13 protein-coding genes are annotated in these 14,113 nt (G+C 41.0%); 5 read left to right on the forward strand and 8 right to left on the reverse strand.

The window, feature by feature from the left end:
• Positions 1 to 86: 86 nt before the first annotated feature.
• Both HJP15_RS02635 and HJP15_RS02640 read right to left on the reverse strand, forming a co-directional pair.
• Positions 87 to 1,631, reverse strand: a complete 1,545-nt coding sequence (locus HJP15_RS02635) for a M56 family metallopeptidase (RefSeq protein WP_064435307.1) — start codon at positions 1,629 to 1,631, stop codon at positions 87 to 89.
• 26 nt (positions 1,632 to 1,657) lie between these two features.
• Positions 1,658 to 2,038, reverse strand: a complete 381-nt coding sequence (locus tag HJP15_RS02640) for a BlaI/MecI/CopY family transcriptional regulator (protein WP_170173011.1) — start codon at positions 2,036 to 2,038, stop codon at positions 1,658 to 1,660.
• A 483-nt stretch (positions 2,039 to 2,521) separates the two neighbouring features.
• Between HJP15_RS02640 and HJP15_RS02645 the strand changes: the two genes are divergently transcribed.
• Positions 2,522 to 3,301, forward strand: a complete 780-nt coding sequence (locus tag HJP15_RS02645; protein ID WP_054453771.1) for a DUF2189 domain-containing protein — start codon at positions 2,522 to 2,524, stop codon at positions 3,299 to 3,301.
• Positions 3,302 to 3,334: 33 nt separating this feature from the next.
• Here the strand turns inward: HJP15_RS02645 and HJP15_RS02650 are convergent, their stop codons facing one another.
• The 5 genes from HJP15_RS02650 to HJP15_RS02670 form a co-directional block, all read right to left on the reverse strand.
• The gene (locus tag HJP15_RS02650; protein WP_054203442.1) at positions 3,335 to 3,730 is read right to left on the reverse strand and encodes a DoxX-like family protein; all 396 of its coding nucleotides are present in this window, start codon (positions 3,728 to 3,730) and stop codon (positions 3,335 to 3,337) included.
• 12 nt (positions 3,731 to 3,742) lie between these two features.
• Positions 3,743 to 4,204 (reverse strand): DUF2269 family protein, encoded by a 462-nt coding sequence (locus HJP15_RS02655; RefSeq protein WP_235575736.1) that lies wholly within the window; start codon positions 4,202 to 4,204, stop codon positions 3,743 to 3,745.
• Between the two features lie 11 nt (positions 4,205 to 4,215).
• Positions 4,216 to 5,370 carry a saccharopine dehydrogenase family protein gene (locus HJP15_RS02660; protein WP_170173012.1) on the reverse strand — a complete coding sequence of 385 codons (1,155 nt, stop codon included), beginning with the start codon at positions 5,368 to 5,370 and terminating at the stop codon, positions 4,216 to 4,218.
• A gap of 190 nt (positions 5,371 to 5,560) precedes the next feature.
• On the reverse strand, positions 5,561 to 8,656 hold the full coding sequence (locus HJP15_RS02665; protein ID WP_054203445.1) for an efflux RND transporter permease subunit: 3,096 nt from the start codon (positions 8,654 to 8,656) through the stop codon (positions 5,561 to 5,563).
• Positions 8,656 to 9,720: an efflux RND transporter periplasmic adaptor subunit gene (locus tag HJP15_RS02670; RefSeq protein WP_231658955.1), complete on the reverse strand. Its 1,065-nt coding sequence runs from the start codon at positions 9,718 to 9,720 to the stop codon at positions 8,656 to 8,658. Before HJP15_RS02670 ends, HJP15_RS02665 begins: the two co-directional genes overlap by 1 nt.
• 228 nt (positions 9,721 to 9,948) lie before the next feature.
• On the opposite strand from HJP15_RS02670, the gene HJP15_RS02675 reads away from it, so the two are divergent.
• Complete coding sequence (locus HJP15_RS02675; RefSeq protein WP_170173013.1) at positions 9,949 to 10,674, forward strand: HugZ family pyridoxamine 5'-phosphate oxidase; 726 nt, start codon at positions 9,949 to 9,951, stop codon at positions 10,672 to 10,674.
• 117 nt (positions 10,675 to 10,791) lie between these two features.
• On the opposite strand, the gene HJP15_RS02680 is transcribed toward HJP15_RS02675, so the two are convergent.
• On the reverse strand, positions 10,792 to 11,241 hold the full coding sequence (locus HJP15_RS02680; RefSeq protein ID WP_054203447.1) for an Lrp/AsnC family transcriptional regulator: 450 nt from the start codon (positions 11,239 to 11,241) through the stop codon (positions 10,792 to 10,794).
• 103 nt (positions 11,242 to 11,344) lie between these two features.
• On the opposite strand from HJP15_RS02680, the gene HJP15_RS02685 reads away from it, so the two are divergent.
• From HJP15_RS02685 to HJP15_RS02695, 3 genes are all read left to right on the forward strand, one after another.
• A complete protein-coding gene (locus HJP15_RS02685) occupies positions 11,345 to 11,938 on the forward strand; it encodes a LysE family translocator (protein ID WP_170173014.1) in 594 nt (197 codons plus the stop codon).
• Positions 11,939 to 12,119: 181 nt separating this feature from the next.
• Positions 12,120 to 13,373, forward strand: a complete 1,254-nt coding sequence (locus HJP15_RS02690) for an HlyD family secretion protein (RefSeq protein ID WP_170173015.1) — start codon at positions 12,120 to 12,122, stop codon at positions 13,371 to 13,373.
• 8 nt (positions 13,374 to 13,381) lie between these two features.
• Positions 13,382 to 14,110, forward strand: coding sequence for an ABC transporter ATP-binding protein (locus tag HJP15_RS02695; RefSeq protein ID WP_064435303.1), 729 nt, complete (start codon positions 13,382 to 13,384; stop codon positions 14,108 to 14,110).
• Positions 14,111 to 14,113 lie beyond the last annotated feature (3 nt).

The following is a 14,113-nucleotide window of genomic DNA, read 5'->3' on the forward strand; positions in this document are numbered from 1 at the left end:
GAAGTAATTTAAATAAATGTGATGCAGGCTAAATAAAGCCAACTGACTTAAAGCACGCTAAGGTGGTAAGTGAAGTAAGATATAGATCATTCGCGTGCGCCATTAGCTATTAGTAGCGCTTTAATTGACTCAGTACGCGCACGATTTAGAGGCGATCGTCGCTGATAACCATCAGAAACCCCTGTCGTAACCGCTAAGTTAACATCAGCTCCGCGTGCAACTAGTAATTGGCTCATGTCGTAAAAACCAAAATACGCTGCATTGATAAGCGGTGTTTCATCTCGCGGCACAATTGCATTTATATCAGCGCCGTTATCTAACAATAGCGTTGCCAGTTCAATATTATTACTCATCGCAGCGACTATCAGCGGGTTACCATCACCACTTGATGACTGATTTACATCAGCGCCTAAGTCAATCAATGCCTGTGTCATTGCTTTGTTGTTTTGTTTCACCGCAATCATCAACGCAGTGCCATCGCCAATAACTGGCACGTTAATATCAACCCCATCATTTTTCAGTGCTTTAATTGCGCCAATGTCATTACGAGTAACGGCATCAATCAGTAAGGTACTTTCAAATTGCGGTAATAGTGAGTAATGTCGAGCATCAACGACGGTGTGTTTAATACTGACTTTAGGTGAAAAGGCCTGTGTAGCTTGAATTGTGGTGACTGTTAGCCCTGCACATACCAGCATAATGATCGTGATACGTGGCTTTTTAAATTGCTTGTTTTCTAAAACCGCGCCGATACGATAATTCAGCTCTTTTTTCTTACTAAATAGTCCCATTGCCAACACGCTCCGCTGCTCCATCACCATTAATTTTGCACAATCAATCAGTGACTGCGCGTATTGCTGCGTATTTTTAATTTCGTTCACTGCGCGTAAATCACACGCTATTTCACGCTCTACATGAATTTGCTTATTAAGCAGGCGGATCACTGGGCTCCACCAAAATAAGATAGCAATGATCTCCTGAAATAAGCCAAACCAGTTATCTTTACGTTTTATATGCGCGTTTTCGTGGAGCACTATCGCCAGTAATTGCTCATGCTTGAGTTGTTCAGTAATGCTTTTTGGAAGGATGATTTTAGGTTGCTTAAACCCAATAACCAAAGGCGAGGATACTTTGCTTGAAGTATAAACATCTGTATTAATATGGGCCGATAAGTGCGGCGTTTTTTCTATCGTAGAGCGAAGCAAGTTTCGTGTTTGCACATATGACGATAACACCGTAAATCCACGCCATATACTACCTATAAACCAAAGTAGGACACCAATACTGAGTAAAAAAGAGAAGTTAAATACAATCTCACTGGGTAAATGCCAGTTACTCTCCTGATCACTCATAGCGACTTTATTATCAGTTGCTGAAAAGCTATCTTCTATTTTTAAATCAACCGATTGCGCAACTGAATTTATAACGCTTGAAGTTTTATCTGCATCCATTGTGATCAAAGTGAAGGGGATGACTGTTGCGACAATAAATGCCGTCATCCATAACCAACTGCGCAGCTCCGCACTCGATGGTACACACTTATTAATCAACGCAATTCCCAATAAAAGGATAAAACCAATAATTAGGTGGTGAAATGCCAACGTTGTTAATAAAGTATATTCAATCATCATAGCCTTGGCGTCCTTATCTTGGTTTGTTAGTCTTTACTTTGGTCGACTTTACGTTGCAGCGCTTCTAGATCATCAAGGTCTATGTCGGTCTCTTGCATTAAGTGTTGCGCCAACACCTTGGGTGAGCCACCAAAAAACTTGTTTAACATTGAGGTTAATGCACTTTGTCGGGCCTCTTTTTGAGTGATTTTAGGGATATAAATAAACGCTTTACCCTCTTTTCTAAAATCAGCATAGCCTTTTTCAGCAAGGATCTTACACAGGGTTTGTGTTGTGGTGTAAGCCGTTTGCTTCTCTTTTGATAGTTCATCTGTTATGTCGCGCACAGATGCTTCACCATTTTTCCAAAGCACTTCCATAATACTTTGCTCACCATCGGTAAGCTGGTTTGATTTATTTCTAGTCATCGTATTTAACCCTTTCTTTTAATCTACTAATTAATTAGTTTTAAATACTATAGCGCGCATAATTCCATCTATCAACTAATTAATTAGTTTTTAAACAAGCGACCACTTAACAGCCATTGAAGATGCTAGGGCGTGTTGACCTTTGTGGATTGAAATTTGTTCAATCTAGGGGCGATTTAATCGCGGCGCGAGGTTTGTAACCTAGCGGGCTAAGTCAAAACCGAGCAACAAAGAGTCAATCGCCCCTAGGAAGAACCCTTTGGGCAGCGCATGTTTGGCATTTATACTGCGTTATCGCCTATTTATGGGGAACAACCACACTGCATAGGCGCTGCCTTGCCTAAATACCAAACATACTGCTGCAAAATCAATCACGAAAGGTCAACACGCCCTAATAGCAAGCTACAAATAATTAGTTGATGATTTGTAAATAATACATCTATGTTCTAAACCTAAAGAGTACCTATCAAATGGAGCACTTTTATGCCGACAACGAATACGGTTGATAAAAACACAGAGTTTGCCCGCTGTTTGCAATGCAATAAGGTAAATACATTCGCTGCATTTCATTGGCTTGCTCTTGCGTTTAAAGATATGACGCGAGCACCAATACTGAGCTTAATTTACGGATTAATTTTTACTATTATTCCTTTAGCTATTGTTTACACCGCCGTATTTGCAGGAACTTATATTGTGATTATTCCTGCAACCGTCGCGTTTGCTCTAATTGGGCCTGCATTTGCTGTTGGCTTATATGATGTAGCATGGGAGCTTGAAAAAGGGCATAAACCCACACTTACACATTCGTTAAAATCAATGTTTAGGAATCCTGTTGGGGAATGGGGTTTTGCAATTTTGTTGATGGTTATTATGATTGTTTGGATGCGCCTTGCAGCCTTAGTACATGCACTTTACCCAAGCCATGCTAACCCTACCTTTGAAGAATTATCAGCATTTTTAACCTTAGGCTCCATTATTGGCGGGGTTTTGTTAGTCACTGTATTTGCAATTTCAGCGTTTACGCCGCAAATAATGATGGAAAGACGGGTCGATATTATGACCGCTGTCATGTCGTCCATGCACGCTGTTAAAACTAATTTCTCTGCAATGGTGGTGTGGTCTATCTGTATTTTTGTACTTGTGGCGCTGGGTTTTGCAACCGGAGCAACAGGGTTTATTGTGATTATGCCGCTACTTAGTTACGCCAGCTGGCATGGCTATATTGCGATAATCAAAACTAAAAAGGCCAGAGGGTATGAGTAAATAAATAGAGGGCGAGTCAACGCTAGCCCTTTGTTACTTAATTGTAATTTGACTTTTATTTTCACTAAATAAAAAACAGATCAAAACAACAATTGGAATATTCTTAGTAATTGGCCCAAACGGATGCAGCCAAAAGCTTGCATCTATCAACGTTAGCAGCGCAGTATAAGTAATGATTACCGCCACTTGAACAAGACAGCAAACTTGGGTTTTAAAAGATGTAACGAGCCAAAGCCCAAGTGCTATATCTAACATACCACCAGCGTAAATTGCAGCTTTAGCTGGTAGACCTACAATATTGGCGCCCGCAAGAATTTCATAGCCAACGTCAGGTGCAAAATATACGGAGGTTAAACCGGTAAAAATCCACAAAAATGCCAATGCGTATTTTGTAGCATACAGCAATGTTGCTTGCTTAAAGTTATACATACCCAAGCCACCTCACACAAGCGAAAATGGTTTAAACACCATTAACCAAAATATCCCTAAAATAGCGGCAAAAGCGGGAATTCCTAATAATGTCCACGTTTTCATCAATGATTTAAACTCTGCTGTAACTTGATTTAACTCTACCGATAATTTAGCAAGCTCACGTAATTTGTATTGAATACGCAACACAGGCAACCAACACACACCTATAAAAGTAAATAACCCAACAACCCAATAAAACCAAGGGGCTGAAAACGAGTACCCTAGCTTGCCCATCAACATTATGCCCGTGACAATTTGAATAATGACTGCTGGGGTTGTAAAAATCCAGTCTGCTAAAATAACGTGCTTAGCCGTAATATAAATAACCTGTGGATTGTTGGAACGATTTGCCATAAACATAAAAAAAGCAATACCGCCGCCAGTTCCCGTTACCACAACTGCAGCAAGAATATGAAGTAACTTTAAGAGCAAATAATATTCCATTATATGTACTGCACTTGATTATCTAACGACATTTCTTGTTGATATGTGATACCGAGCGTATCAAAATAATGACTAAAATCATCAAGCTCAAATAACCCTGCGCATGGTATTGCACCCACGCCCTGCTTTGCAATAAACGCCTCACTGCTCAACAATTTTTTGGCTAATACAATACTTGAAAGCGTTGGAATATATGGACCATTACCTTTTGGTGCGTACAGTGTCCATTTAATTTGTTTTGTTTTATTACTATGATCTTGCCCACTAATGAGTACTTCCATTGCACCATCTTGTGTGCCAAATGGTAAAAAAAGATTACTCGTGCTCACAATGGCTTTCGCTAACGGCGCCCAACTTTTCACAATGCCAATTTTTGATAAGTAAGCCATCCCCACCATCGTCCAATGCAATATGCCCAACTCTAAACCCGCTTGAAAACTCACTTGCTGTGATACGTTATAGCGATTCGGGAAAAGCTCTAAATCGGGCACATCCACATTGGCTAAACAACGCTTACCAACAAAGCTGCCAAAATCATTTACCCTTGAGTCCATCCAACCATAGACATCTTGCCAATGACCGCTTTTAAACACACTTAGCGGATGTCCGGTATAAGATAATATTGCAGCAACGGTAGCCACACCTCGCTCCGCTTTATTGCCTGGCGCAATCGCTAAATTAATTGATTCAATAGTACTAAATTGATTTTGATAATGATCGACAACCGCAGAAGATAAACCCGGCACAGAGCTGGCACCACTAACTATAAGTACGCCCTTTTCTTTAGCTTTGCTATCCAACTGATTAATATCGCAAACAAACCTGCGATCATCAGCTAAATCAATATAATGTGATCCACACTCAATGCACGCATTGGGTACTCTATAATCTTGCCCTTGAAAAGGCCCACTAGTATGAATAACCAAAAATGGCGCAAGGCTTGTTAATCTAGCTTTAAAATCATCAGCAAAAATATCAATAACTAAAGGCGCTAAAATAGCGGCTACTTTCGGTTGTAAATGCTTAGCAAGTGCAATTGCTTTATCGTTATTCCTACCTGCAATAAGTATTGTTATTCCTGCTGTTTTTGCTAGATTTTCAACAATTCTTTTACCAAAGTTACCATATCCGCCTAACACAACGACCGTCTTCATTTAGCTACTCCTTCTAACTACGGGCTAAAATATGACAGCATTAATAAGCTAAGCAAAGCTTTAAAATACTATCAGCTAAATAAATAAGCCAAATCGTAAGCCATTAACCTCATACGCTGTGCAATTTCAATTTATATCACCACAGCTTTAACTATTAAGCTCGACTAACGCCGAGCTTAATTTCGTGGTGTTAATCCTTGCGCTTATAAACCATTAATAGCAAAGCTGGTAATACGGTTAAACTTACAACCGTTGAAACAGCAATGCCACATAGGACAATGATCCCGACTCCACGATATAACTCAGAGCCTTCACCGGGTATAAATACCAATGGCGCTAAGCCACATAAGGTCGTCATTGTTGACATAACGATTGGTTTTAATCGCGTTTCCAGTGCACCAATAACAGCTTGATAAGCCTCAAGCCCTGCGGCTAAATTACGACGGCTTTGATCAACAATTAAAATTGGGTTATTCACCACTGTGCCCAGTAAAATCAAAAAGCCGAGCATAGTGATCATATCAAACGGTTGATAAAACCCACCAAATACAGAACCTACAGCGTTAATTGCATTTAATCCAAGTAGGCCACCAGCCATGCCTAAAGGCACCGTTGCCATAATAAATAAAGGCTGTCCCCAGTGTTTAAAAATTGCCACTAAAAGCAAATAACACAAGGCTAAAGCCACTATAAAGTTACTGCTTAATGCATTGCGTGTTTTTTCAAGCTGATCTGCAGCGCCACCAATACTTATATTTACCCCAGGTAATAAATCGCCCTGCTTTTGCAGCTGTGGCAATAGTTTTTCTCGGACCATTTGTTGGGCACGCTCTAGAGCTACATCCCTCGGTGGAATAATATAAACAGTTACTGTACGGCGTCCATCTACTCGGCGTAGGCTGTCACTGTCGGCTTTTTCGCTTAAATTAGCCAAGGCGTTTAACGGCAACAAACCTTGCGATGTTACGACGGGTGCTTGCTCAAGCCCCTCTAAGCTTTGCTTGTTACCTGCCTCTGAGAATATAAACACATCCACTTTATCATCACCTAAAATTAATTCATCAACATAGGCCCCGTCGCTAAGTGCTGCAACGGTATAGCCCAGCTCATCGGCGGTCATGCCCACCTCAGCAAGACGCTGCCAACGAGGTTGAATTTCAATTAATGGCTGATCAAGCGTTAGTGAAGACGGCTCAGAGTCAACTTGTGGATTATCAAACACCTCACTCGCAAGGCGGTATACAGCATCGGCAGCACGGTATAAGTCCACTTGCTCTGTACCACTAATATCTAGTGCTACCGCGCGCGTACCACCGTCGTTACTAGAGATAATCGAGCCTCGTGATGAAAATGCTCGCATTCCTGGGTAACTTTTAAATTTAGCGGTTATCGCCGCCATCATTTCGTCAATATGCTCTGGATTATTCGGCTCACTTAAAAACCAAATATTGCCCACCCCAACCGATAACGAATAATACTTTAATGATGGTAAATCGGTTTTCCCCTGCGCAAAGTCACTGCTTGGTGCATTTAAATGATTATTAAAATAGGTCAATAACTCATCACCAATTTTTTGCATATGGCTCAAGTTATATCCTGGGGGTGCTATCATCATTGAAAACGCTTTTGGTTCTTCACCTTCAGGAAGATATTCGGCTTCCGGCATAAATAACCAAGCGCCACCAATTAAACCGATTACAGCCACAACAACACACACTGAACGCTGAACTTTAGAGGCTAAAAATGCAGGAATAAACTGAGGTAGTCGCATTTTCGATGTCATTGTGCCATCAGACTTTGTTACACAAGCAAACCGTGCAGAAGCCGCGGGTACAACTAATAACGCGACCAGCATAGAAGCTATAATGGCCCCAGAAATGGCAATCGCAACATCTGAGTACAACTGGCCTGCTTCTTGTGTAATAAATAAAATAGGTGCAAACACCAATACTGTGGTCATTGTTGAAGCTAAAACCGCAGGCCATACTTCTTGCACGCCAGCAATAGCGGCTGCTAATTTTGACAGACCACGTTGTTTAGCTTGCTCAATATTTTCAAGTACCACAATGGTATTATCAACCGTCATGCCAATCGCAAAGGCAACCCCCGCTAATGAAATAACATTAATGGTTCGCTCAAAGAGTAATAAACCTAAAAATGCGGCAATCGTACAAATTGGTACACCCATTACACCAATCAACGTAGAACGCGGGCTTTTTAAAAACCAGAACATCACTAAAGTTGCCAGTAACGCCCCAATAGCTAAGTTAGTCCATACATTTTTAACTGAGCCTTTTACATAACGCACGTCGTCACTGAGTAGGGTTAATTGCAGGCCATTTTGCGCTAATAAATCACGGTTAATACGCTGTACAACTTGCGTCATTTCGTCTTTAATTGCCATTACATTTGAGCCACTTTCGCGGCGTACCGATAGCATTAAATTACGCTCGCCATCGTTATAAGAAATGTTTCTCAGTTCATAATGGTCTAATTTTATTTTCGCAACATCTTTAAGACGTACAGTGCGGTCTTCATGCTGAGCAATGACTAACTCTTCTAGTTCTTGCGCCGATTGAAAGCGCCCAACCATACGCAGTAAGTAACGGCGTTTTCCGCTATCTATATCACCCGCTGAAGCATCTTGATTGCGGCTACGTATCGCATTTCGCACTGCTATCAAACTAATATTTCGACTTGCAAGCTTTTGCTGATCGATCAATATCTGTATTTGATACAACGCCCCGCCTCGAACGCTAACCTGTGATACACCAGCCACACGTTCCATTTCTGGACGTACGTTATCTTGGGCAAAATCACGTAGCATGTCGATATCGATATTAAGCGGATTACCCGCCTGCGGTTTTAATGAAAAAAACATAAAAGCATTGGATGAAAATGAGCTACTGTAGAGCACGGGTTGATCGACGTTTTCTGGGTAATCAGGCACTTGTGCTAATGCGTTACTAACATTGATAAGCGCCTCATTAACATCAACGCCAAATGGGAACTCGAGTTCAACCTCAGCTTCGCCGGTATTAGCATAACTCGACATACGCTTTAAATTTGGGAGCGAGCGTAAATAGCGTTCTTGCTCTATGAGTATTTCTTTTTCAACATCTTGTGGTGTAGCACCTGGCCATTGGGTCACCACAGTGATAGTGCGAACATCTAAATCAGGGATCATCTGAACAGGAATTTTAAACGCGGCTACTAATCCTAAAATACATGCAATAAGTACCGCAACCGTCACCAATGTTGCATGTTTAACTGCGCCTTCGAGCATTATTGAATCCCCGTTGGCGATATCGCCTTAACTGCTTGACCATCTTGTAATAATTCATTGCCTTGAGTTACCACCCATTGCCCAGCTTTTAGACCTTCAATTACTTCTACTTGGCTATTCATACGCGCGCCTACTTGAACACTTTGCCTTACAGCGACTCCTTCAAGTACAGTAAAAACACTAAAGCCTCCATCAGGGTGGCGTAACAGCGCATCTCTATCGATAACAACACTGGCTTTAGCCGTTGGCTTTAATGACACTGCTGCACTTGCCGATAAACCAACTTGTAAGTCACCCGTATTATTAAGTTGTAAACGCAATAAAAAACTACGATGAGTGATATTTATCACAGGTACTTTCGCAATGACTGTTGCTGTAAATGCTTCATTTGGCCGTGAAGCTAAATACACTTCAACTATGGTTTCAATATCTATTGCTGCAAAGTGCTCTTGAGGCATATATAAATCAAGCCACAGCTTGTCATTGTTCACTAATTCAAAGGCGCTTTGACCACGGGTAACCCACTCCCCTACATTCACCATACGCTTAGCAATAATGCCACTAAAAGGAGCAACTAGCTGATGACGCACTAAAAGCTGTTGTTGGTAAGTTTCGTTCGCTTGGGCTTCAAGTAAACTTGCTTGAGCACCTTTAACGGCTGCGTAGCGCTGCGCAAGTTCGGTCTCTGCAAATAATTTTTGTTTGGATAAAGATTGCGCTTCAGTATAACGACGCTTAGCATCATCAACGGTTACTTGCGCACGAGCTACAGCCGCTTTATTGGCTTGTAATTGTGCTTTAATTAATGCGGAATCTAACGCGAGTAAAGGTTCGCCTTGTTTTAGGTATTGACCTGCCTCAGCATAAATATCGGTGACTACCCCCTCAGCAAGTACCGAAAGTTGCGCATGACGCTGCGCTTTTAATGACCCCGTAAGCGTCACTTTAGGAGCAAGTTGCTGCTGCTCAACTTGCTGGGTAACAACATTAACGGTCTCAGCCGCAGAGCTAAATGCACTAAAAAGCATCAAGCATACATACCAACAATACTTATAAATATTCAAAATAACTCCCTTTTCTATCCTATTAACACCGCATGAGTGCTTGGATAAAATTTCGATTAACGCCAACAAGTAACAACATGCATGAGCAACTTGATAAGAATGTGCCTAATATAAAGCAATCACTCCACCGTAAACAAGAATCATTTGCAAAATAGTAATTTTAACAGCAGAATTACGTGTAACAATAAACAAATCTAGATTTTGCGACTTTCAACGCCAGGAATTTTTATGAGGCAGCAAGCCCTTCACGATGCAAAAACGTTAGTATTCACAAAAAGTAGTGGGGTTATGTCGACCCTTTCTCATAACTTAAGAGGATACCCTTTTGGCTCCGTCGCCCCTTATATGTGCGACGAGCAAGGCCGTATTTACTTTTTTATTAGCAATATCGCCCAGCATACCAAAAACCTACAACATGATAGCCGCATGAGTTTAACGGTATTTGATGCCGCCGAGCAAGGCGATCAAAATGAGCATGGCCGTGTAACAATAGTGGGGGATGGCCGTTTAGTTGACACCGATAAAGCTGAATCGTTAATCGACAAATACATAGTCCTTTACCCAGAAGCACAAAGCTATCGTAACGCTCATGATTTTAATCTTTGGCAATTAGATGCAATACGCGTGCGTTATATCGGGGGCTTTGGAAAAATATTTTGGTTAGAACAAGATGAGTGGCTACAACCCTCTAAGCCGTGGGATGAAGAACAAGAACAACATATGATTGAGCATATGAACGGCGATCATCTAGATGCCATGAGCTTAATTTTAAAACAACACTGCCATGTAAATGACCCATCACCCATTATGAGCGGCCTATTACCACAGGGGTTTTACCTGCAAAGCCAACAACGTAACTATTACATTGCATTTAATGCACTTTGTGACAGCCCTATGGCTGTGCGTAAGGCATTAGTTAAATTAACAAAAGCTGCCCGTGGAGAAAGTGAGTAGTTAGCTCAAAAGTCGGATTTATAAACGCTTAAGCTGTCGCTTTATCAAAAAAGTACCTTCGTTCAAAAATTAACGCAGGTACTTTAATGGCTAAATTAATCGCAGATAAATGAGCTTCTACGCCCGCTCATCTTTAGGTGAATCCATCACAACATGAGAGGTTATTGTACGCACTTGTGGTATCGACCCTAGCACATCCGCATGAAACGCTTTATAAGATTTAATATCTGCGGTTTCTATTCGTAATAAATACTCAAATGCACCGGTCACATTGTGACATTCTTTTACTTCATCAATAAACTCCAGCGCTTGCTCAAAAGTACGTTGTGATTTAGTAGAATGCTCATTTAAGCCCACACCAACATATGCAACAAACCCCAGCCCAAACGCATGATTATTTATCACTGCACGATACCCCGTGATCACACCTATTTTTTCTAATTCTTGCACACGGCGCAAACAAGCTGATGGCGATAAACCAACTCGCTCTGCAAGCTCAGCATTTGCAATTCGGCCATTGAGCTTTAGCTCTTGCAATATTCTGTCGTTTATTCGATCTTTTTTCATTTTAAATTGTCAAAAATAATTTTAGTTGCATTAATAAGCGCAAAAATTGCGAGGTAATAAACATATAATTGCATAAATACAAGCAACTAAGTGAGCATTAAATATGAATATTGAATTATTATCAGCATTGGCGCTATTTGCGCTTGTTTCTTCTGTCACGCCTGGACCTAATAACTTAATGCTGATGAACTCTGGCGCTAACTTTGGTTTTAGGCGCACTTTGCCACACTTATTGGGCGTAACAATTGGCTTTGTGATAATGCTCGTGCTGGTTGGTTTAGGAGTAATGCAATTATTTGATGTTTTTCCGTTAAGTTATCAACTATTAAAAGTGCTTTGTATTGCTTATTTACTTTATCTTGCTTATAAAATTGCCAGTAATAAAACACCTGTTGGCGCTGAAAATGGCGATACTAAACCCTTTACCTTTGTCCAAGCGGCTTTATTTCAATGGGTAAACCCGAAAGCGTGGACCATGGCATTAAGCGCAGTGAGTGTATATGCGCCTTCTAAAGGCATCGGGGCGATCGTGATTGTCGGTGTTATTTTTGGCTTGGTAAATTTGCCTTGTGTCAGCGCGTGGACATTACTTGGGCAAAAATTACAAATATGGCTAAGTCACCCTGAACGTCTACAAGCGTTCAATATTTTTATGGCGATACTGCTCGTCGCTTCTGTACTTTTTAGTATGCTCTAAATTTTTTAATTAAAGCGATCCCAATAACGACACACCGCGCCTTTTTATCAGTCCCATTATCGACACACTGTGACTTTACTCTGTGCAAAATAAAAATTAGTCAATTGATAATTAAAGGTTATTTTTATTGGCATTGAAACTGCTATATCTAGTTATGATCAGCATTTTTAAGTTACTTTAAATGGATATAATCCGAAAAAAACAAAAAGCAGCAAACAAGAAACCTTATATTATTGCTGGGATATGCTTAGTATTAGTGATGGTGATTTGGCAAACATCACGCTCAAATGTCAGTAATATAATTGCCACTAAAGACACCTTGTTAATCGATACCGTAAAACGGGGGCAATTTGAGGTGACCGTTCGTGGTATCGGAGTGCTTGTACCCAAAGATATTCGCTGGGTAGCCACCAATATCAGTGGTCGTGTTGAAGCTATTTATGCTAAAGCCGGTGCCAGCGTAAAAGTTGACGATATCTTAATGGTTTTAAGTAACCCGGAGCTTGAGCAACAACTTGAAGAAAGCCAGTGGGAATTAGAAGAAATGAAGGCGCAACTTCATGCTCAAAAAATTGCCCTTGAGTCACAAGTATTTGATCAAGAAGCTTTAGTGATCAATAGCCAATTAAATTATGAACGTGCCCTACTAACACTTAATGCGCAAGAATCTTTAATTGCACAAGATATCGTCGCGGTATCAAAAATAGCTCATGAAGAAGTAAAAATTGATGTAAACCAATTTAAGCAGCGTTGGCTACTAGAACAAAAGCGTTTACTAAAAAGCCGCGAAAACATGCAAGCACAAATAAAAGCATTTTCAGCGCGATCAAAACGCATGCAGCATATAGTCAGCAGAATGCAAAGCCAAGTGGACGGCTTAACGGTTAAAGCAACGATTGATAGTATTGTACAAGAAATGCCGCTGGAGCTTGGCCAACGTGTAAATGCAGGCACTAATCTAGCCCGCCTTGCCAAAAGTGGCGAATTTTTAGCTGAACTACGCGTTCCCGAAAAACAAGTCAGCCATGTTGCTCTAGGTCAACACGTCACCATCGACACCCGCGCAAATATCACAACAGGCATTGTCAAACGCATTGATCCTGCGGTGATCAATGGCTCTGTACAAGTCGATGTTGAATTAGTCGGTGACATTCCAAAAGAAGCACGCCCTGAACTGTCTGTTGACGGCATTATTGAAATAGCAAAACTCGATGATGTGTTATTTGTAAAACGTCCCATGTTTGCTAAAGCAAACAGCACAGGCACCATTTACGCATTAGATACAGCCAACGAATATGCCCAATCAACAACAGTCGAATTTGGACAAATGTCAGCAACCCATATTGAAATAAAACAAGGATTAGCGACAGGCAACAACATTGTCGTCTCAGATGTCTCCGCGTGGGATGGTCATCAACAAATAAAAATTAATTAGGAAGCACTATGAAAACGCACTCAAACCCTGTACTAGTCGAACTCAAACAACTGAAAAAAGTTTTTGTTGCTGATGACATTGAAACCCATGCCTTAAATGACATAAACCTGTTGATTAACCAAGGTGAATACATTGCAATAACAGGCCCGTCAGGCTGTGGAAAATCTACGTTACTTTCTTTATTGGGTTTATTAGATAACCTTTCGCAAGGACATTATTTATTAGCTAATCACGACGTGTCAAACCTTGATCGTGATGAGCGCGCACATATTCGCAATGAAAAAATTGGTTTTATATTTCAGGCCTTTAACTTAATTAGTGATTTAACCGTTGCCGAAAATGTTGAGCTGCCATTAACCTATCGTAAAGACATTAGCAAAGAGCAACGTAAAACCATGGTTGCTGATGCTTTAGCCAAAGTTGACATGGCTCACCGAGTTAATCACTTTCCTTCTCAGTTATCAGGTGGGCAGCAGCAACGCGTTGCCGTAGCCAGAGCGATAGCAGGCAACCCGTCGATTATTTTAGCCGATGAGCCCACTGGTAACCTTGATTCAAAAAATGCGCAAGCGGTGATGAACTTACTCGACCAACTTCACCAAGAAGGCGCGACTATTTGCATGGTTACTCATGATCCGCGTGGCGCGAGTCGTGCAAAACGCACAATTGAAATATTCGATGGCAAGATTGTTGCCGATCACGAAAACAATCAGCAGTCAGCTGCAATTACGGTATAAAAG

It is taken from the genome of Pseudoalteromonas sp. NEC-BIFX-2020_002 (assembly GCF_013002825.1).
Taxonomy (GTDB): domain Bacteria; phylum Pseudomonadota; class Gammaproteobacteria; order Enterobacterales; family Alteromonadaceae; genus Pseudoalteromonas; species Pseudoalteromonas neustonica.

Bases quoted from the DNA above. Each gene is read 5' to 3' on its own strand.
- HJP15_RS02635 (WP_064435307.1), bottom strand. From the start codon at position 1,631: ATGATGATTGAATATACTTTATTAACAACGTTGGCATTTCACCACCTA.
- HJP15_RS02695 (WP_064435303.1), top strand. From the start codon at position 13,382: ATGAAAACGCACTCAAACCCTGTACTAGTCGAACTCAAACAACTGAAA.
- HJP15_RS02645 (WP_054453771.1), top strand. From the start codon at position 2,522: ATGCCGACAACGAATACGGTTGATAAAAACACAGAGTTTGCCCGCTGT.
- HJP15_RS02640 (WP_170173011.1), bottom strand. From the start codon at position 2,038: ATGACTAGAAATAAATCAAACCAGCTTACCGATGGTGAGCAAAGTATT.
- HJP15_RS02680 (WP_054203447.1), bottom strand. From the start codon at position 11,241: ATGAAAAAAGATCGAATAAACGACAGAATATTGCAAGAGCTAAAGCTC.
- HJP15_RS02660 (WP_170173012.1), bottom strand. From the start codon at position 5,370: ATGAAGACGGTCGTTGTGTTAGGCGGATATGGTAACTTTGGTAAAAGA.
- HJP15_RS02685 (WP_170173014.1), top strand. From the start codon at position 11,345: ATGAATATTGAATTATTATCAGCATTGGCGCTATTTGCGCTTGTTTCT.
- HJP15_RS02650 (WP_054203442.1), bottom strand. From the start codon at position 3,730: ATGTATAACTTTAAGCAAGCAACATTGCTGTATGCTACAAAATACGCA.
- HJP15_RS02675 (WP_170173013.1), top strand. From the start codon at position 9,949: ATGAGGCAGCAAGCCCTTCACGATGCAAAAACGTTAGTATTCACAAAA.
- HJP15_RS02665 (WP_054203445.1), bottom strand. From the start codon at position 8,656: ATGCTCGAAGGCGCAGTTAAACATGCAACATTGGTGACGGTTGCGGTA.
- HJP15_RS02690 (WP_170173015.1), top strand. From the start codon at position 12,120: ATGGATATAATCCGAAAAAAACAAAAAGCAGCAAACAAGAAACCTTAT.